Annotated in this window: 19 protein-coding genes; 4 read left to right on the top strand and 15 right to left on the bottom strand. The window is 33.8% G+C overall.

Translation table 11 applies throughout. The features are described from left to right. Positions 1-7: 7 nt before the first annotated feature. The 6 genes from tkt to AC5LWZ_RS08495 all read right to left on the bottom strand — a co-directional run bounded on the left by tkt (position 8) and on the right by AC5LWZ_RS08495 (position 7,095). Positions 8-2,014 (bottom strand): transketolase, encoded by a 2,007-nt coding sequence (gene tkt / locus AC5LWZ_RS08470; RefSeq protein ID WP_493464197.1) that lies wholly within the window; start codon positions 2,012-2,014, stop codon positions 8-10. 114 nt (positions 2,015-2,128) lie between these two features. Further along, the gene (tal, locus tag AC5LWZ_RS08475) at positions 2,129-3,079 is read right to left on the bottom strand and encodes a transaldolase (RefSeq protein WP_198247787.1); all 951 of its coding nucleotides are present in this window, start codon (positions 3,077-3,079) and stop codon (positions 2,129-2,131) included. Between the two features lie 609 nt (positions 3,080-3,688). After that, the gene (locus AC5LWZ_RS08480; protein WP_110447618.1) at positions 3,689-3,925 is read right to left on the bottom strand and encodes a FeoC-like transcriptional regulator; all 237 of its coding nucleotides are present in this window, start codon (positions 3,923-3,925) and stop codon (positions 3,689-3,691) included. 31 nt (positions 3,926-3,956) lie between these two features. Next, positions 3,957-6,284, bottom strand: coding sequence for a Fe(2+) transporter permease subunit FeoB (gene feoB, locus AC5LWZ_RS08485; RefSeq protein ID WP_493463479.1), 2,328 nt, complete (start codon positions 6,282-6,284; stop codon positions 3,957-3,959). Then, a complete protein-coding gene (locus AC5LWZ_RS08490) occupies positions 6,281-6,520 on the bottom strand; it encodes a FeoA family protein (RefSeq protein WP_294892956.1) in 240 nt (79 codons plus the stop codon). Before AC5LWZ_RS08490 ends, feoB begins: the two co-directional genes overlap by 4 nt. 233 nt (positions 6,521-6,753) lie before the next feature. Beyond that, entirely contained in the window at positions 6,754-7,095 is a 342-nt protein-coding gene (locus AC5LWZ_RS08495; RefSeq protein ID WP_086363911.1) for a nitrous oxide-stimulated promoter family protein, read from the bottom strand. 72 nt (positions 7,096-7,167) lie between these two features. Here AC5LWZ_RS08495 and AC5LWZ_RS08500 point away from each other — a divergent pair, with 72 nt between their 5' ends. Next, on the top strand, positions 7,168-7,998 hold the full coding sequence (locus tag AC5LWZ_RS08500; protein WP_493463480.1) for a shikimate 5-dehydrogenase: 831 nt from the start codon (positions 7,168-7,170) through the stop codon (positions 7,996-7,998). A gap of 482 nt (positions 7,999-8,480) precedes the next feature. Here the strand turns inward: AC5LWZ_RS08500 and AC5LWZ_RS08505 are convergent, their stop codons facing one another. Together AC5LWZ_RS08505 and ycaO are read right to left on the bottom strand one after the other, a co-directional pair. Then, positions 8,481-9,440, bottom strand: a complete 960-nt coding sequence (locus AC5LWZ_RS08505; protein ID WP_493463481.1) for a carbohydrate kinase family protein — start codon at positions 9,438-9,440, stop codon at positions 8,481-8,483. Between the two features lie 359 nt (positions 9,441-9,799). Beyond that, complete coding sequence (gene ycaO / locus AC5LWZ_RS08510) at positions 9,800-11,563, bottom strand: 30S ribosomal protein S12 methylthiotransferase accessory factor YcaO (protein ID WP_493463482.1); 1,764 nt, start codon at positions 11,561-11,563, stop codon at positions 9,800-9,802. A 124-nt stretch (positions 11,564-11,687) separates the two neighbouring features. Between ycaO and AC5LWZ_RS08515 the strand changes: the two genes are divergently transcribed. Continuing rightward, complete coding sequence (locus tag AC5LWZ_RS08515) at positions 11,688-12,014, top strand: DUF4282 domain-containing protein (protein ID WP_110447612.1); 327 nt, start codon at positions 11,688-11,690, stop codon at positions 12,012-12,014. A gap of 73 nt (positions 12,015-12,087) precedes the next feature. On the opposite strand, the gene tsaD is transcribed toward AC5LWZ_RS08515, so the two are convergent. Genes tsaD through coaE form a run of 4 tightly spaced genes read right to left on the bottom strand, consistent with a single transcriptional unit; the run spans position 12,088 to position 14,703 of the window. Further along, positions 12,088-13,116 (bottom strand): tRNA (adenosine(37)-N6)-threonylcarbamoyltransferase complex transferase subunit TsaD, encoded by a 1,029-nt coding sequence (gene tsaD, locus AC5LWZ_RS08520; RefSeq protein ID WP_110447611.1) that lies wholly within the window; start codon positions 13,114-13,116, stop codon positions 12,088-12,090. Further along, the gene (gene yacG / locus AC5LWZ_RS08525; protein WP_493463483.1) at positions 13,116-13,334 is read right to left on the bottom strand and encodes a DNA gyrase inhibitor YacG; all 219 of its coding nucleotides are present in this window, start codon (positions 13,332-13,334) and stop codon (positions 13,116-13,118) included. The genes tsaD and yacG overlap by 1 nt, the downstream gene beginning before the upstream one ends. Before the next feature lie 24 nt (positions 13,335-13,358). Continuing rightward, a complete protein-coding gene (zapD, locus tag AC5LWZ_RS08530) occupies positions 13,359-14,096 on the bottom strand; it encodes a cell division protein ZapD (protein ID WP_198200251.1) in 738 nt (245 codons plus the stop codon). Then, positions 14,089-14,703: a dephospho-CoA kinase gene (gene coaE, locus AC5LWZ_RS08535; RefSeq protein WP_493463484.1), complete on the bottom strand. Its 615-nt coding sequence runs from the start codon at positions 14,701-14,703 to the stop codon at positions 14,089-14,091. The genes zapD and coaE overlap by 8 nt, the downstream gene beginning before the upstream one ends. A 371-nt stretch (positions 14,704-15,074) precedes the next feature. On the opposite strand from coaE, the gene lexA reads away from it, so the two are divergent. After that, positions 15,075-15,701 (top strand): transcriptional repressor LexA, encoded by a 627-nt coding sequence (gene lexA / locus AC5LWZ_RS08540; RefSeq protein WP_086358542.1) that lies wholly within the window; start codon positions 15,075-15,077, stop codon positions 15,699-15,701. A 50-nt stretch (positions 15,702-15,751) separates the two neighbouring features. Next, entirely contained in the window at positions 15,752-16,126 is a 375-nt protein-coding gene (locus tag AC5LWZ_RS08545; protein ID WP_110447606.1) for a hypothetical protein, read from the top strand. Between the two features lie 48 nt (positions 16,127-16,174). On the opposite strand, the gene hisM is transcribed toward AC5LWZ_RS08545, so the two are convergent. The 3 genes from hisM to AC5LWZ_RS08560 are packed head-to-tail and all read right to left on the bottom strand — an operon-like array spanning position 16,175 to position 18,385. Then, positions 16,175-16,897 (bottom strand): histidine ABC transporter permease HisM, encoded by a 723-nt coding sequence (gene hisM, locus AC5LWZ_RS08550; RefSeq protein ID WP_110447605.1) that lies wholly within the window; start codon positions 16,895-16,897, stop codon positions 16,175-16,177. A gap of 12 nt (positions 16,898-16,909) precedes the next feature. Continuing rightward, positions 16,910-17,593, bottom strand: a complete 684-nt coding sequence (locus AC5LWZ_RS08555; protein WP_110447604.1) for an ABC transporter permease — start codon at positions 17,591-17,593, stop codon at positions 16,910-16,912. 3 nt (positions 17,594-17,596) lie between these two features. Continuing rightward, positions 17,597-18,385 (bottom strand): lysine/arginine/ornithine ABC transporter substrate-binding protein, encoded by a 789-nt coding sequence (locus AC5LWZ_RS08560; protein WP_110447603.1) that lies wholly within the window; start codon positions 18,383-18,385, stop codon positions 17,597-17,599. Between the last annotated feature and the right edge of the window lie 186 nt (positions 18,386-18,571).

Consider the following 18,571-nt stretch of genomic DNA (forward strand, 5'->3'; position numbering starts at 1 on the left):
AACTTTATTATTTTAATAAACTATTTGCTTGTTCTAGAACGTTTTCAACTGTAAAGCCGAATTTAGCAAATAATTGTTCTGCTGGACCTGACTCACCAAAGCTTGTCATACCGATAATCTTACCATTTAGACCAACATATTTATACCAATAGTCACTGATGCCAGCCTCAATAGCAACTCGTGCAGAGACTGAAGATGGTAATACTGATTCTTTATAAGCTTGATCTTGTTTATCAAATGCATCGGTTGATGGCATTGAAACAACACGTACTTTTTTACCTGCTTCAGTAAGTTTATGATAAGCCTCAACTGCTAGTTCGACTTCAGAACCAGTTGCAATTAAAATAAGTTCAGGAGTGCCATTACAATCATTTAAAATGTAGCCACCACGATAAACATTGGCTAATTGTTGTTCGGTACGTTCTTGTTGTTTAAGATTTTGTCTAGAGAAAATTAACGCAGTTGGACCGTCTTTACGTTCAACAGCATATTGCCAAGCAATAGCTGATTCAACTTGATCACAAGGACGCCAAGTACTAACATTTGGAGTAACACGTAAGCTTGCCATCTGCTCAACAGGTTGGTGAGTTGGACCATCTTCACCTAAACCAATTGAGTCATGCGTGTAGACAAATAAAGAACGAATTTTCATTAAAGCGGCCATACGGACTGCGTTACGCGCATACTCCATAAACATCAAGAAAGTTGCACCATAAGGAATAAAGCCACCATGTAAAGCAATACCATTCATGATTGCAGACATACCAAATTCGCGGACACCATAATGAATGTAGTTACCATCTGGATTAGCTAAAATCTCTTTAGAGCCTGACCACATAGTTAAATTACTTGGTGCTAAGTCAGCTGAACCACCTAAAAATTCAGTTAACACAGGCGCAAAAGCTTCAATGGCATTTTGCGAAGCTTTACGGGTAGCAATTGTTGCTGGATTTGCTTGTAGCTTATTAACAAAATCTTTAGCAACTTGTTGCCAATTATTTGGTAAATCACCATCCATACGACGTTTGAATTCTTTTGCTAATTCTGGATAAGCTTTTGCATATGCATCAAAGCGAGCATTCCACTCATCTTCACGTTGTTTACCAGTAGCTTTTGCATCCCATGCATCATAATAATCTTTTGGAATTTCAAATGCAGGATATGACCAACCTAAAGCTTTACGAGTTGCTTCTATTTCAGCATCACCAAGTGGTGCACCATGGCAATCATGACTTCCAGCTTTATTTGGAGAACCAAAACCAATAACAGTCTTACACATTAATAATGATGGTTTATCAGTTACCGCTTGTGCTTGCTCAATAGCCTCAGCTAATGCCTTAGCATCATGGCCATCAATACCACGAATAACATGCCAGCCATATGCTTCAAAACGTTTAGCGGTATCGTCGGTAAACCAACCTTCAATTTCACCATCAATTGAAATACCATTATCATCATAAAAAGCAATTAATTTGCCTAATTTAAGTGTACCAGCTAATGAACATACTTCATGGGAAATCCCTTCCATCATACAACCATCACCCATAAATACATAAGTATGGTGATCAACAATGGTATGTGCAGGTTTGTTAAATTGAGCTGCTAATGTTCTTTCAGCAATAGCCATACCGACAGCATTAGCAATACCTTGACCTAATGGACCTGTTGTTGTTTCAATTCCCGGAAGATGTCCAAATTCAGGATGACCTGCGGTTTTAGCATTTAATTGACGAAAGTTTTTTATGTCATCGAGCGTTACGTTATAACCAGTCAAATGTAATAAGCTATAAATTAACATTGATGCATGACCATTTGATAATACAAATCTATCCCGATCAGCCCAATTAGGATTGGTAGGATTGTGTTTTAAAAATCCTCGCCAAAGGACTTCAGCCATGTCTGCCATCCCCATCGGCGCACCTGGATGGCCTGATTTCGCTTTTTGCACGCCATCCATGCTTAATGCTCTTATCGCATTGGCTAGTTCGCGGTGGGATAGTGTGGTTACATTCATGTTCATATTCTCCAAAATATATTTTAAATATTCATTGATTGTCTACAAATAGTAGACAAATAAAACGCTTTCGTAACAAAACAAAAAGGGGAATATATTCCCCTATTCTATTAATTAAAGTAGTGCTCCGATCATATCTTCTAGTTTACCCTGATCGACAGCAAATGCACGGATGCCTTCAGCTAATTTTTCAACGGCCATTGCATCACTATTATGCTGCCATCTAAACTCAGCTTCAGTCATTAATGTAGGACGCTCAACTAAGGTTTGATTTGGATCTAATTTACGCACTACTGGGGCACTTGATTTTTGCATCTCAGACAATAAATTAGGGGAAATAGTTAAACGATCACAACCAGCCAATGCTAAAATTTGATCAACTTGTCTAAAACTAGCCCCCATGACAATAGTCTTATAACCATGTTGTTTATAATAGTTATAGATATTACGTACTGAAACTACACCTGGATCTTGGTCAGCAATATAAGGATCAATAGGTTTCTTAGCTTGATACCAATCATAAATACGACCAACAAATGGGGAAATTAAAAAGGCATTAATCTCGGCACAAGCACGCGCTTGAGCGAAAGAAAACAATAAAGTTAAATTACAGTTAATCCCTTCTTTTTCTAAAACTTCAGCAGCTTTAATACCTTCCCAAGTAGAAGCGATTTTAATCAGAATTTTTGATTTATCAATGCCTTTTTGTTTATAAAGTTCAACAATTCGACGAGCTTTTTCAATACAAGCTTGGGTATCAAATGATAATCTTGCATCAACTTCAGTTGAGATTCGTCCCGGAATAGATTTTAAAATTTCAGCGCCTATGTTTACCGCTACTTGGTCACAGGCATTAACCAATTGCTCAGCTTTACTACCACCTAGTTTTTTAGCTGTTTCAATAGCAGAATCAATTAAATAACGATATTGAGGAAGTTGAGCAGCTTTTAAAACAAGCGATGGATTAGTTGTTGCATCTTCAGGAGAAAACTGTTTAATCGAATCGATATCACCAGTATCAGCAACAACTACAGTTAATTTTTTGAATTCATCTAATTGACTCATACATCTAATTCCTCTACTACATGTTTTTTAAACATAGTTATAATAACATTTATTAAGTGATAAAACGACAAGGTTTCGTCGTTTCGGTTAAGGTCTTTTTGGCTAAAAATGAACAAGAACGATAAAACTACAATTTGATCTGAATAAGCTATCGATAAAAACGAAAAATATTTTTATTCCATAAACATTAACTAACTTTTTAGCACATCAAAATCAACAAGTAATTAATGTAACAAGTTGACTCTTAATATTTATCTAATTATCTAATTCAATAGTTAGTAAATTTTTTAATTAAATTCAAACCAAGGATATCTTTTTATTACTTTTATCGGTTTTATATTTTTCTTTTTTTTCACCAAAATGAACATAAGTTCATATTAATATCATTTGTAATTTTGAGATACAAATAAATTTAATTTTGTGACATAAGTCGCAAAAAAATAGCAAATTAAAGATAATTTAATTTTTAATGGCGGATAAAAAAGTGGATTCAACTCTAAAAAAAGCAAAAAATTAAAATAATTTGGCTGGAATTTATCAAAGGTTAGATACTAATACTTTTGATACAATCAAATTAATTTTAGCCATCAATTGATTGTATAAGATATTCTACTCAATCCATACATAGCTTGCATAAGCGTCTAAATTACAACTTATACACGTTGAACACTGTTTACCTGCACAAGTTAATAAATCACGTTTAATTAATTTTATTAACCCTTTTTTAACCCAAAAATTTAGCATAGGTTCAACAGCGCTGGTAGACAAACGAAAGTGACGAGCCACATCTTGTAGATTAGCTCGTCCTTGTAACTGAATATAATCACGAATTGCAGTAATTAACATATTATTCAATATTTAACATTAACCACTAATTTTATTCACAACAAGCTGATTGGTTTTTGTAAGATCGTGGTTTTGGTAAGTAATATTGATTAAAGCAAGGTAAACGACCGATTTTACGCATAATGATAAAAATGAAAGTAATAAATCCTCCAATAGCTATCAACCAATAAGGCGCACATGAAGATTGGCCTAATAAACTAAATTGGTAATAAATCGTTGCAGACAACCAACCTATAACAAAGGTCCAAATAGCCACAAATATCATCCATTTTAGCCCTGTTTCACGATAGATTGTGCCTAATGCTGCTGCACAAGGTGTATAAAGCAACACGAAAATAAGATAGGCAATAGCTGAAGATGATGTAACAAATGAATTACTTATTTTCGATACCGTAGTTGAGTCGATAAACAATTCATTTTGTAGACTGTTTTCATCTTGATTAATACTTGATAGACCTAGCGGATCAAAAATTGCGTTAGTTAAATCAATAAAATGATCTGGAATGGTTTCTAACGCTGACTTGATGCTATTATAAAAAGAAAAATGCTCCGGTTGTTCAGTTTGATGATCCATTGAATAGAGTGAATTTAAAGTTGCCACAACTGACTCTTTAGCAAATATCCCAGTAAAAATACCTACTGTCGCAGGCCAATTTTGCTTATCAATTCCCATAGGTGAAAATACAGGGGTAACTTTTTGTCCCATAACTGATAACACAGAGTGATTTGAATTTTCATTCCCAAATGAACCATCAGTTCCTAAGGAATTAAAGAAGCTAAGTACGGTTACCATAACGACAATGGCTTTTCCTGCTCGTAAAACAAAGCTTTTCAAACGTTGAAAAGTTATTCTCAACATACTTCGTAATGTCGGAATGCGATAAACAGGCATTTCCATAATAAATGGCGTTAATTTACCTTGTAACAGAGTATTTTTTAATATAAATCCCGTTAGCATAGCTACTAAAATACCCAGCAAATACAGCATAAAGACAATAATCGATCCATGATTAGGAAAAAATATTACAGCAAACAAAGCATAAATGGGTAATCGAGCACTGCAAGACATAAACGGAATTAAACAAATTGATAAAATACGATCACGAGGGCTATCAAGTGTCCTCGTTGCCATAATTGCGGGTACTCCACAACCAAACCCCATTAACATGGGTACAAACGCTTTACCGGGTAAACCGATGCATCGCATAAAACGATCAACAATCATTGCTGCTCGCGCTAAATAACCTGAATCTTCCAAAAAAGATAGCACAAAAAACATCGCCGCAATAACCGGTATAAAAGTCGATACCGTGGTGATGCCATTACCAACCCCATCAGCTAAAATAACCGTTAACCAAGTTGGTGTATCTAGCATATTTAAGAGATAAGTAAAGTCATTAACAAAAATGGTACTAAATACCCCTTCAAAAAAATCGACAAAAACTGAACCAAAATTAATCGCAATAAAAAACATGCTATACATTGCGAGTAAAAAGAATGGAATACCAGTAAAACGCCCTAAAGCTAATTTATCCAATTTTTCAGTAAGATTAATATTGGCTTCTCTAGGCTTATCAATCACCATCTTGCAAAGCGTATCAATCGTATCATAACGTGCACTTGCAAGTGCTACGTCAATCTGATTATCGAAATTGATAGACAATAAACAACGACAAGCAGCTAACTTTTCGTTTTCTAAAAAATCTAAAGATTCATTTGCCCCATTAAGCAAGGCTTCAATTAACTGCCAACGATTAAATTGTTGTATCCTACTGGTTGCAGGCAATTCAGCTAAATATCGGTTAAATACAGCTTGTGCATCACTACTTAACGTATCAATGGTTGGCATTGCAATCTTTAAATTCGATGTGCTAGCTTCAATTTGCTGATAAAATTTTGATAATCCAGTTTTTCGCGTAGACGAAATCGCAATAACCGGACAACCTAAAGCTTTGGTTAATTTATCGATATTTAATCTTTCTCCCATAGCTTTAAGTGCATCAACCATATTAAGCACAATTACCATAGGTACTTGCATATCAATTAACTGAAATGTTAAATATAAACTGCGTTGTAAATTTGTTGCATCAATAACATTAACTATCAAGCTATTGTTATCAGCTAATAGAAACTGCCGAGTAATAAATTCATCTTGAGCAATACCGATTGGATCTGGCTCAACAGAGTAAGTTCCCGGTAAATCAACAATATCATAGTGGTTATTTTGATAAGCAAACGAACCAGATTTGTGCTCAACTGTTACCCCTGGCCAATTACCTACACGCTGTTTTGAACCAGTTAATAAATTAAATAATGTCGTTTTGCCACAATTGGGATTACCGACCAATGCAATTTTCATACGACTATCTCAACCTCAATTGCAGCCGCTTCACGACGGCGTAAACACAATAGAAAACCACGCAAATTAATTTCGATTGGATCACCTAATGGAGCGATTTGCATCACAGTCAACTTACATCCGGGCGTCATTCCCATAGCTAAAAGCTTTTGACGAAAAGGTAAAGAGTCAGGTAATAGACGTTTAATAACAGCTTCACGTCCTTGAGAAAGGTGATCAAGCGTAAATGCAGACATTATACTTCCTATCAAATAAGGTTGTATTTTAAAAATGACAGTATTTTAAAAGATAATCATTCGCATTTTTAGCATTTAACTGCGAGTAAATTGCAAAAAACATCTAAAATAAGTGAAAATTATTGTATTGATAGAAAAAACGAATGCAACATTGATGAAATCAAAAAAATAAGTGATAAAAATAAGCCAAAAACCCCTCTCCTCAACTTTTTAATTGTGAAAAAATGCTTTTGTTAAAATACCTTCAAAATGGTTTTTAAATTTTTATACAAATGTTTAACCGCCATGATTGGATGATGGAGCATCATTCTTGGCCCTGCATAACGCATTACTTCTTTAATTTTCTGTTTATAATCTTTGCGATAACAATGTTTTGGACATTTTTCGCAGGTGGTTTTCTTTTCACCAAATCGGCACATTGTTAAGCGTTGCATGGCGTATTGTAAGAGATCACTACATTCAGCACATAGTTGTTTTTTAGGAGTATGGTGTTTTTGGTGACAATATAGGTGTATCATCACTTCTACGGTAACTTTTTCTTGAGTTATTTTCGGACCAGTATTGTTTGCAACCATAATCAAATATATGCTAGTTAAAAAGATGATAGAATACAGAATTAGTTATTATGATCACAAGGATTTTGGTTAATGGCAAGAATTATCAATAAAGATACTATTGTTTGTATGTCACTTTCAGCAAGACCAAGTAATTTTGGTACTCGTTTTCACAATTTTTTATATGAAAAATTAGATTTAAATTATCTATATAAAGCTTTTACAACCAATAATTTAAAAGATGCTATTAATGGAATTAAAGCATTATCAATTCGTGGTTGTGCTATCTCAATGCCTTATAAACAAGCGTGCATTGAATTTATTGATGAATTAGATGTTTCGGTACAATCAATTCAAGCGGTTAATACTATTGTTAATACCGATCACTATTTGAAGGCCTACAACACTGATTATATTGCTGTGGAAAAACTAATTAAGGCTAATCATATCTGTAATAACACACCATTTGTTTTAAAAGGTAGTGGTGGTATGGCCAATGCTGTAATTGGAGCGTTTTACGATGCCGGTTTTAAACATGGCATTGTCTGTGCCAGAAATCAGCAAAAAGGGGAAGCTTTAGCTGAGCGTTATAATTACCAATGGCAAAAAGATGAATCTACTATTACACCGGAACAAGCAAAATTGATTATCAATGTGACGCCAATTGGTATGCAAGGCGGTAGCGAAGCGAACCAACTGGCATTTAGTGAAACAATAATTAATCATGCTGATATTGTGTTCGATGTTGTCGCCTTACCTGTTGAAACACCACTTATAAAGTATGCTAAAAACTTAAATAAAACTATTATTTCTGGAGCTGATGTCGCCGTATTACAAGCTGTTGAACAATTCATTTTATATACTGGCGTCACCCCCAGCGAAGAATTGATCCAGCAAGCCGGTGAATTCGCCAGACAAGATTAATCACAATATAAAATTACCCTGAAATGGATTCTAACTGACTGGAACGTCAGAGTTAAGAACAAGGCAAAGAATTAATAACTGGGTTAGGTAAACATGTTAAACAAGGAAGTTCAACAAAATTGTCGTTTATATTGAAAATAACCTTCAGACGGTTAAAACTAAACGATAAAAGGCTACCATAAGCCGACCGTTTTATATTAGCTATTTTTGACAAATATTTTGGCAAAAGTTGCCTATAAGAGAAAAAAGTTTTAGAAAATATACCAGAATGATAACAGTGATTGATAAAGTGGCCTTGTGTAAACACGCTCTGCTCAAAAGAAATAAACTTAATAAAATGAGCATAAAAAATTTAGATTTTCCTCAAATAAGAGAAAAAGAAAAACTTAATATCCCTCATAATAGGTTAGGAAAAGCCGTTTAAGAGGTCTAGCAATCGCTTAAATAGAACAATTTGAGCGATCAATGATCTTAGTGATAACTCAAAAAAAGTATTTAAAATCTTTAATAAGATCTTTACCTGCTAGATTGATGTCAACCAAGTTAGGCATTGCACTACGCCCTCTTTTCTGTTTATTGGCTGCAGCTATTGCTAGATTGGCAAACAATATCGTTTTCGCTAACGGCCAACCATAGCTGATACCATAAGTAAAAGCCCCTTGAAAAATATCATTTTCAGTAATGTTATCAGCAGTTTGTTTATTAAAGCCAGAGATTATCACAACTTGTTGATGATCCAGATATACACAATCTTTATTATGCATACGAATAATAATTTTACCGTTAGTTAAATTGCGTAATTTTCTCAATGCATTTTTGATCTGCTCGCTATTATAGAAAGCTTTTAATTTGACAAAAGCACTAGCAAATTGTTCTGTTACAATTAAATAATCAGCTTGTTGAGCTAAGTACAGACTATTAGCTGATAGATTATCGACACTCATAATCACTTTGACTTTGGGTAAATGCTCAATTAGGTACTCACTCAATTCTGCCTCATAGCCATCAGCTAACATAACTATCTCGTGTTTATTTTCACTGACTGTCCGAATAAAGTGAACTAATTTATCTTTTTCTGTTATTGTCAATTTAGGCGGTTGTATCAAACGATGCGATATAATACTGTAGGTATTACTTTGCTCATCAATGGTGATGGCTTCTAATGGCGTGATCATTTTCTCCGAAAAAATAAATTGCCGAGTATTAACGCCAACATTAGCTAGTTCTGTCTCAATTTGATTGCCATGATGATCATTGTTGAGATGACCAATATGATAAATATCTTCTCCCCATAGCGCTAATAGATATGCCGTATTAGCAACGGACCCACCACCACAATGGACAAAATTATCCGAGGTAATTGAACCGTTTTGTTCCAAACTAGATGAAGTGAAACACAATAAATCTAAACAAGCAAAACCAACGGTAAATATTGTCATCATTTATCCTTAATAAATTATATAATTTAAAAAAAACAAATATTGAAAATAAGTTAACTTAGCGATTTTGAACGTAATTGTGCTATTGGTTACTACGAATTGAGAGAGAAAAAGAAAGCAATAAGGGAAGTAAACTTACTGCTTTAATATCATACAACAATGCCTCAAAGATCTTTTGGATATGTAAATCTAAATTTTGACATCTTACTCATCTAACAAATCTAATCAAAGATCGATTATATAATATGCTATTTAACCCCGTTTGATAAGTATTAATTAAAATTTTTTTTATAAAAACTATTGCAATCATCAGTAATAACTATTAACGGTTAGCTTTTACTGATGATTAATAATAATTATTACTACATAATTTGATGTAATTTGTGATATACCTCTAAAAGCTTTTTATGCATGGTAAATTGATTCAGTAAACTATCGCTATCTGCATCAGAGTGATCTAAATCCGTTAGCCCAAAAAATTGTTTTTTTGCTGTTGCATACAACCACATTTCAGTTACACATGAACTGCCATACATTTTACTAAAAGCAGATTGATAATTATCAAATTGGTTTGCACCTCGCTCTATAATAAAATTAACTAAAGTTTGCAAACAACGATAGGCATGATTGCGTTCAGAACTAAAGATAGACTCATTCATTTCAATCGTCCAATCTATCCATAATTTAGCTTGCGGTAAATCCTGTGCAGCTAACGCCAGCATAGCTTTTAATTCACCAATTCTCAATGTTAACCATGCATTATCTCTACCTGTTGCAATACCTAGTAATTCGCGAACTCGAGCAAAATCATCTAAACCTTCATCATCAAACAGTTCAATAATGTCGAGTAATTGCTTGTTAGTACGTTTTTGATAAGGAAGCGATAAAATCAAATCACGAAGATGGATCACCATATTATTATTAGCAATTAACAGATCCTCTGGCGGATAAATTTCTGACATACCAACAGCTAAAATTCGACAAGCATAAACCCCAAGATGCTGATAATCCATTATTAATACTTCAATTTGGTGACGATCAAATATCGCCATTAAGTTAGTAAATTCCTGCTCGGTTGTACCAGAAAAATCCCAATCTACAAACTCATAATCCGATTTTTGATTAAAAAGATCCCATGAAATTAAGCCACTAGAATCAATAAAATGCGTTTCTAAATTACTTAGATCAGCTACGTCGTCATTGTCAAAACTTGGCGGTGAAAAAACATCAAGATCGTTAAGACTTCGACCTTGTAATAATTCAGTCACTGTTCGTTCAAGTGCTACACCAAAATTAGGATGAGCACCGAATGAGGCATAGCATGTACCGTTTTGAGGGTTAAATAGCACAACACAAATCACCGGAAATTCGCCAGCTAAAGAAGCATCAAAACAGTATATCGGAAAACCTTCCTTTTCAAGTGTTTCGATAGCCGCTAATACAGTAGGATAACGATTAATTACTGTTTCGGGTATAAGTGGTAAGCTAATAGCTTCTGCAATAATTTTATTTTTGGTATAACGTTCAAATATTTCAGATAAAGCTTGAACTCGTGCCTCATTTGGTGTATTTCCCGCTGACATGCCATTTGATGCATATAAGTTAGCAATTAAATTCACTGGTACATAAATGGTTTTGCCATCAGATTGTTGAACAAATGGCAATGCACAAATCCCTCTCTCACCATTGCTAGACTGTAAATCAACGAGATCCGTTGCTGTTAATTCCTGGTCAGGATCATAAAAATTAAGTAACTTTTGTGACAATAAACCTTTAGGTAAACTATTATCATCAGGAATTGCAAACCATTTTTCCGACGGATAGTGTACAAATTCACTATTAGCGACTGTATCTCCTAAATAAAAATCAGAAAAAAAGTAGTTAGTTGAAAGTCTCTCAAAATATTCCCCTAAAGCAGAAGCTAACGCAGCTTTTTTACTCGCTCCTTTACCATTAGCAAAGCATAGTGGACATTTTGTATTTTGAATATGTACCGACCAAACGTTAGGTACTGGATTAAGCCAAGAGGCCTCTTTAACAGTCAAATCATATTTATCTAATTGTTGCTGAAAATAGTTAATGGAATCTTCAAGTGCTGCATCTTTACCGGGAATGAATGTTTTCATATTAAAATTTAAAAAACCTTTTTAAAAATAACGTTGCTTTATTGATTTATTTGATATTAAATGTATCGGTTTTTTGACCAAAGTCAAAGCAATAAAATAAATAAAACTTAATTAAGGAAATAAAATGAAAAAAATAGTAGATACCAGTGGACTTTCTTTTAAAGACTTTTTCTTTTTTGATAAAATGTTCACTCCTAAAATTATTACTGTAATTTATTGGATTAGCTTAGTTTTTATTGTATTTTCAGGCCTAGTTCTCATCTTCTCAAGTTTTCTACTAATGCGTTATAGTTTTGGTTCTGCACTACTAGGCATACTAAGTGGTTTTGTAACCATCATTGGTGGTTCTATATTCACCCGTATCGGATATGAATTAATTTGTGTTTTATTCAGTATTAACCGAAATATCGAAAAACTAGCTTTAGATAAATCAACTGAAGATAATCAATAAGTATTATATTAAGAAAACCTGTGGGGAATTTACCCCACAATAAAATTCTATAATATTAATTTTTAATTTGATATTATTCTTTCGCGTTTAATTCACTTAGTGGCCATCTAGGTTTAACCTCAATAGCTAGATCAACAAATTGGGATGCTTTAAGATGAATCATTCCAGCATAAGCTATCATCGCACCATTATCAGTACAAAATTCTAAACGAGGATAATAAACTTGTCCTTTACGTTGAGCCATAAGCTCGGCGAGTTGGCGACGTAAAGTTTTATTAGCACTCACTCCACCAGCAATAACCAATCGATTAAAGCCTGTTTGATCTAATGCTCGACGTGACTTTATTAATAAAGTATCAACTAAAGCATCTTCAAAAGCCTTAGCTATATCTGCTCTGGTTTGATCATCAAGATCCTGACCACAACTCTGTTGATGAATGGTATTTGCAGCAGCGGTTTTAAGCCCTGAAAAGCTAAAATCTAAGCCAGGTCTATCCGTCATCGGTCGAGGAAAACGGAACCGTGTTGCATCACCAAGTTCAGCTAATTTCGATAATTTGGCTCCACCGGGATAATCAAGGCCTAACAATTTGGCTGTTTTATCAAATGCTTCCCCTGCAGCATCATCAATTGATTCACCCAGTAATTGATATTGGCCAATACCAGTTACTTTAATTAACTGAGTATGTCCGCCTGACACTAACAAAGCGACAAATGGAAACTCGGGAGGATTATCTTCTAGCATAGGAGCTAACAAGTGACCTTCCATATGATGCACAGCAATAGCGGGTACGTCCCATGCATAAGCCAGTGAACGTCCAATAGATGCGCCAACCATTAAAGCACCAATCAAACCAGGGCCAGCAGTATACGCCACACCGTCTATATCACTTGCACGCAAATTAGCTTCTTGTAGTGCAGCTTGTATCAATGGTACAGTTTTACGAATATGATCTCGAGAGGCCAGTTCTGGTACAACCCCACCATAATCAGCATGTAATTTAATTTGCGAATAGAGCTGATTGGCAATAAGTCCATGCTTATCATCATAAATAGCAATGCCTGTTTCATCGCACGATGTTTCAATACCTAAAATCTTCATTAATGTTTACTCGCTAAATCGGCAAGATCATCTTCACTCCAAAGATCTTGTTCACTCAGTTCCTTATCCGCAATGCGATGCTCTTCGGCAGCCCAATCACCTAAATCAATTAATTGACAGCGTTTACTACAAAATGGTCGATATAAACTCTTTTCAGACCATTCAACTTTTTTTTGACAGGTTGGACACTTTACGATAGTAACAGTATTTTTATTCATCTAAACACTCTTAAATTAATTGGGCTAACAACAAGCAAGTTCAAATTCAATTGCATCAATATTACTATTATCGCCAGCATAAAGGGGTAAAAAACGAATACTATAACGGGACATATGACCAGAAACTTGTGGGTAAACATTTTTCTCGAAAGCAACACGAATTCGAATCAAATTTACATCACCATTAGTTTCTTGAAAAAAATTATTGGTACAGATAAAAGTTTTAAATTCACCTAGTTGCCTAATAAACTGTAAACATGCTTTTAACGTTTCATCTAGTATTGTAATATGCTGCAACCAGTTATCAACTTGCATATTACGTTTTTCTTGCGGTTGATTTAACCACAAATGGAAAGATGGTAAATCAAAACTACAACATCCACCGGGAATCATCAAACGCTGACGAATCGCCATGATAAATCGATCATCTTTTAGCGGCTGTCCTAAACGTAAACTTGAATTAAATTTAGTTAAAAACAGTTCATATTGGTTAATCATGTCACCAAGCAATTCTTTATCAACACCATCAATATCAATCCAAGAAAGTAATTTTTGCTTTTGCGATTCAATCTCTTTAATCAAATCCCCTTTAACATCATTTCGTTCAATAATTTCGAGTAATTCAGATAAAGCATGAAAAAACAATAAAGCATTATTTTGCTCGAAACGATGATGCGTGTTTAATTGATTAAGTAAAAATTCAAGCCGTAACCAAGTACGCATTTTTTCATTTAATGGATGTTCAAAAACAATGTTATTCATAGCTATTCTTAATTTTAGAGTTATGCAAATATTTTTCATGTAAATCATTTATTTGCATTTTTAATGACACCAAATTACCGTCATTAACAATAATATCATCCGCAAATGCTAAACGATCACTTAATGAAACTTGTGAATCAATCATTCTCTTGGCTAATGACTCACTTATTTTATCGCGATCGATTAAGCGCTCAAGTTGTAACGCCTCTGGAGTATCAATTATTAACACCCGATCAGCTAATTGATGTAGATTATTTTCAATTAATAATGGTACGACCCAAATAATATAAGGAGCTGTTTGTTTTACAATCTGCTTTTGGGTTTCTTGTGCAATAATCGGATGCAATAAATTGTTCAACCATAACCGTTCATGATCATTGTTGAAAATAATTTCTCTTAATTGACTTCGATCTAACTCTCCATTTTCTAACAAGATCTCTTGACTAAAATGCTTTACAATCTGTGTTAGAGCAAAGGATCCTGTAGCAACAACTTTACGAGCAATTACATCAGCGTCAATAATTGGTGTACCTAATTGCGCAAATAGATTGGCAATGGTACTTTTACCACTGGCAATGCCACCACTAAGTGCAACAATATAAGACATACACTACTTCCAATAAATAATCATTTTAATAATAATTATATCATACAACTATTAAACAGAATACATGGCAATAAATTGCTAAATTAGCCATTAAATTTACGCTAAGCATTACTTTGTTAGTTAGTTAGTTAGTTAGTTAGTTAGCTAGTTAGCTAGATAGATAGATAGATAGATAGATTGTTTGTAGCATAAAATTGTTTTTTTAAATAGTTTTATGAAAATTTTCCATACTATTATGTGATTTAGATCGAAAATCTCACTTTAGTTACCATTTTTATCCATTATTCTAAAAAAAAATAGATAAAACAGTTGTTTTGTTTTTTTAGCTGTATATAATCACATGTATCTGTATATAAAAACAGGAATTTGCCATGAGACCATTAACCGAACGACAACAACAAATTTATGATTTGATTAAAGAAAACATTCAAACTACCGGAATGCCACCAACGCGAGCAGAAATTGCCCAAAAATTAGGATTTCGTTCAGCTAACGCAGCTGAAGAACATCTTAAAGCTTTAGCTAAAAAAGGAGCTATTGAAATGATTGCCGGTTCATCACGTGGAATTCGTTTATTATTAGAACAACCTGATGATCCCAATGAACTTGAAGGTTTACCGCTAATTGGTAAGGTCGCTGCCGGATCGCCAATTTTAGCGCAAGAACATATCGAAAGTCATTATCAAGTATCGCCAAGTTTATTTAAACCTCAAGCCGATTTTTTATTAAGAGTTGAGGGTATGTCGATGAAAGATATTGGTATATTAGATGGTGATTTATTAGCAGTTCACAAAACGCAAAATGTTAAAAATGGTCAAGTTGTTGTTGCGCGAATCGATGATGAAGTAACTGTTAAAAGATTATCGCAAAAAGGTCGTCACGTTAAATTATTAGCTGAAAATGCGGAGTTTGCTCCCATTGATGTCGACTTAGAACAACAAAGTTTTGCTATTGAAGGAATTGCTGTTGGTATTATTCGCAATGGTTCGTGGATGTAAATTTAAAGATAGTATAGAATACTAAGTACTGTTGCTTAGGAGTTAACCATATGTGGCTATTTTGGTTGTATGAATTTTTGGGATTTGTTGGCGTTATACTATTAATTTTTGCTTATTGCCATTTCAGTAAAAAAGGTTTTTGGTCTTTCTTATGGCATAATTTGAAATGGGTTGCATGGAGCGTTGTTGGCGTTTGGTTATTAATTGCTATACTTTGCCGGGGCGATTTATATAATGCAGCCCGTTGTTATTTCCGTGGCGAAAGTATGCATGCAAATACGAAATATTCAATCTTTTGGAGTGAATGTCAAATCGAAACAACAAATGGTAGTTATTTACCTATTGATCGTACTCGCGCATTACCAGGTTCAAAAGATCATGATAGCAATGATAATGGAATTCCTGCTGATAATTTAATTAATTAATTTTATTCATATATCTTCAGGCAATATTGAATATTGCCTGTTACTATTTTAACAAGTCTTTGACCCACTAATATTCATATAAAGCAAGTAATGTTTTTCAAGTTGTCTAAAACCAAAAATCAAAACAAAACTTACACATAAATAGATCACCGCCGCAATACCAAAAGCATGGAAAGGTTGATAAGTTTCGGCATAGATATCACGTGCGATTTTCATCAAATCTTGAACTGTCACAGTAAAAGCTAAAGCTGTCGAATGCAACATAAAAATGACTTCATTACTATAAGCTGGTAATGCAATTCGGAAGGCTCTGGGTAAAATAATGTATCGATATAATTGGCAACGATTAAAACCAAGTGCCGTAGCAGCTTCAATTTCACCATTAGGAACGTTGCGAATAGCACCAGCAAATATCTCTGTAGTATAAGCACAAGTATTTAAAGTAAAGGCTAAAATAGTACAATTTAATCCACTTTGGAAAAAGTCATTTAAAGATTGATGTTGATTAACAAAACTTAATGTATATATACCCGTGTAGATAATTAATAACTGTACATATAATGGCGTTCCACGAAAAACATAAGTAAATAGCCAAATAGGCCATTTTATAAAAAAATATTCTGAATTACGGCCTACCGCTAACACTAATGCAAATAATCCTCCTAAAGATACGGATAAAATCAAGATCCACAAGGTCATTGCTAATCCAGTAATATGATAGCCATCTGACCATAACAAAGCTTTCCAATAATCTTGAAGGATTTCTAACATAACATTGCTCGTTTATAATTTAGCTTTAGTGATACCGGTGGAATAATGCTTTTCAAGCCACCATAGAATAATATTTGAAATAGAGGTGAAAAATAGATAAAAAGCGCCAGCTATAAGTGCAAAAAATAGCGGTTGATATGTTGCTTCACCAGCTGTTTTAGTGGCTTTAACAAGGTCAAACAATCCCAATAATGATACTAATGCTGTTGCTTTTAAAATCACTAACCAATTATTAGCAATGCCAGGTAAAGCAAAACGCATCATTAATGGGAACCTGACATATATAAAGGTGTGGCATTTATTCATACCTAATGCAGTTGCTGCGTCAATTAATGTTTTTGGAACAGCTTGAAATGCACCACGAAACGTCTCAGTAAAATAGGCACCATAAATAAAACCTAACGTAATAATACCTGCCACAAATGGATCAATTTCCAACATATCTACATCAAAAAAATCGGTAATGTTATTTAATAAAAATTGAAGGCCAAAAAAGATCAACATCATTAAAACCAAATCCGGCACACCGCGAATCAATGATGTATATGCCTGACAAGCTAGTCGTAATACTGACCTTTTTGATAATTTACCAAGTGCACAAATAACGCCAATAATAATAGCAAGAATTAGCGAAAAAATCGCTAATTCAATAGTGATCAAGGCACCTTGTAATATTAGAGAACGATAACCTTGCATGAACTATTTTTTATTACTATAAACGTTAAAGTCAAAATATTTGTCATTTATTTTTTGATAAGTACCGTCATTTAAAATTTCAACTAGTGCTTTATTGAAAGCTTCACGCAGTTCATCATCTTTTTTACGGAATCCTAAACCGACACCAACATCAAAATAACCTTTATCGCTTAAAATTTCTCCAGCAAAAGCGAAATCTTTTCCTTGTGGTTGTTTTAAAAATGCATAACTTCCCGTGACCTCATCTTGTAATGCGGCATCTAAACGACCTGCTACTAAATCTGAGAATACCTGTAATTGATTTTGATATGGCACAATGATAACGCCATTTGGACGCCATTTGTCATTAACAAAGTGTTCCTGGGAAGTACCTTGTTCAACGCCTACTCTTTTGCCTTTTAATGACTCAACATTTGGTAATAAATTAGCACCTTGTTTAGTAATTAATCGAGAATTGGTAAGAAAAATTTCATCTGAAAAAGCAATTTGTTTTTTGCGTTTTTCAGTCATCATTAATGATGATGAAATCATATCTATTTTACGTGACAATAAAGAAGGAATTAATGCATCGAAATCAGTCGATTGAAATTCACACTTAATATTAGCTTTTTCACAAAGTGCTTTAGTAATTTCAATATTAAAACCAGTAATTTCACCATTTTTATCTATAAAATCAAATGGAGCATAAGATGTATCCGAACCAATTTTGATTGATTCTGGTAATTTAGCATCACTTAGACAAGCGCAACTTAACAATGCTAACGCCGATACCACTTTAAATAAGTTTTTCATGTTTTCATCCCATAATGATTTTTGAAGGCATAATATAACGTTTTCTTAAATTAATTTATAATAAAAAAAAATTATCAGCCTATCTGATTTGCTTATGCCATGATTATAGTTACAACCAGTTAACTTAATAGATAATATAAAGTTAATTCTATTTTAAATAAGATAGATAGCTAAAACAGTAAACCA

It is taken from the genome of Gilliamella sp. LMG 34362 (assembly GCF_984569125.1).

What these genes read in the sequence shown, in the direction of transcription:
- tkt (WP_493464197.1), bottom strand. Translation starts at nt 2,014, where the DNA reads ATGAATGTAACCACACTATCCCACCGCGAACTAGCCAATGCGATAAGA.
- tal (WP_198247787.1), bottom strand. Translation starts at nt 3,079, where the DNA reads ATGAGTCAATTAGATGAATTCAAAAAATTAACTGTAGTTGTTGCTGAT.
- AC5LWZ_RS08480 (WP_110447618.1), bottom strand. Translation starts at nt 3,925, where the DNA reads ATGTTAATTACTGCAATTCGTGATTATATTCAGTTACAAGGACGAGCT.
- feoB (WP_493463479.1), bottom strand. Translation starts at nt 6,284, where the DNA reads ATGAAAATTGCATTGGTCGGTAATCCCAATTGTGGCAAAACGACATTA.
- AC5LWZ_RS08490 (WP_294892956.1), bottom strand. Translation starts at nt 6,520, where the DNA reads ATGTCTGCATTTACGCTTGATCACCTTTCTCAAGGACGTGAAGCTGTT.
- AC5LWZ_RS08495 (WP_086363911.1), bottom strand. Translation starts at nt 7,095, where the DNA reads ATGGTTGCAAACAATACTGGTCCGAAAATAACTCAAGAAAAAGTTACC.
- AC5LWZ_RS08500 (WP_493463480.1), top strand. Translation starts at nt 7,168, where the DNA reads ATGGCAAGAATTATCAATAAAGATACTATTGTTTGTATGTCACTTTCA.
- AC5LWZ_RS08505 (WP_493463481.1), bottom strand. Translation starts at nt 9,440, where the DNA reads ATGATGACAATATTTACCGTTGGTTTTGCTTGTTTAGATTTATTGTGT.
- ycaO (WP_493463482.1), bottom strand. Translation starts at nt 11,563, where the DNA reads ATGAAAACATTCATTCCCGGTAAAGATGCAGCACTTGAAGATTCCATT.
- AC5LWZ_RS08515 (WP_110447612.1), top strand. Translation starts at nt 11,688, where the DNA reads ATGAAAAAAATAGTAGATACCAGTGGACTTTCTTTTAAAGACTTTTTC.
- tsaD (WP_110447611.1), bottom strand. Translation starts at nt 13,116, where the DNA reads ATGAAGATTTTAGGTATTGAAACATCGTGCGATGAAACAGGCATTGCT.
- yacG (WP_493463483.1), bottom strand. Translation starts at nt 13,334, where the DNA reads ATGAATAAAAATACTGTTACTATCGTAAAGTGTCCAACCTGTCAAAAA.
- zapD (WP_198200251.1), bottom strand. Translation starts at nt 14,096, where the DNA reads ATGAATAACATTGTTTTTGAACATCCATTAAATGAAAAAATGCGTACT.
- coaE (WP_493463484.1), bottom strand. Translation starts at nt 14,703, where the DNA reads ATGTCTTATATTGTTGCACTTAGTGGTGGCATTGCCAGTGGTAAAAGT.
- lexA (WP_086358542.1), top strand. Translation starts at nt 15,075, where the DNA reads ATGAGACCATTAACCGAACGACAACAACAAATTTATGATTTGATTAAA.
- AC5LWZ_RS08545 (WP_110447606.1), top strand. Translation starts at nt 15,752, where the DNA reads ATGTGGCTATTTTGGTTGTATGAATTTTTGGGATTTGTTGGCGTTATA.
- hisM (WP_110447605.1), bottom strand. Translation starts at nt 16,897, where the DNA reads ATGTTAGAAATCCTTCAAGATTATTGGAAAGCTTTGTTATGGTCAGAT.
- AC5LWZ_RS08555 (WP_110447604.1), bottom strand. Translation starts at nt 17,593, where the DNA reads ATGCAAGGTTATCGTTCTCTAATATTACAAGGTGCCTTGATCACTATT.
- AC5LWZ_RS08560 (WP_110447603.1), bottom strand. Translation starts at nt 18,385, where the DNA reads ATGAAAAACTTATTTAAAGTGGTATCGGCGTTAGCATTGTTAAGTTGC.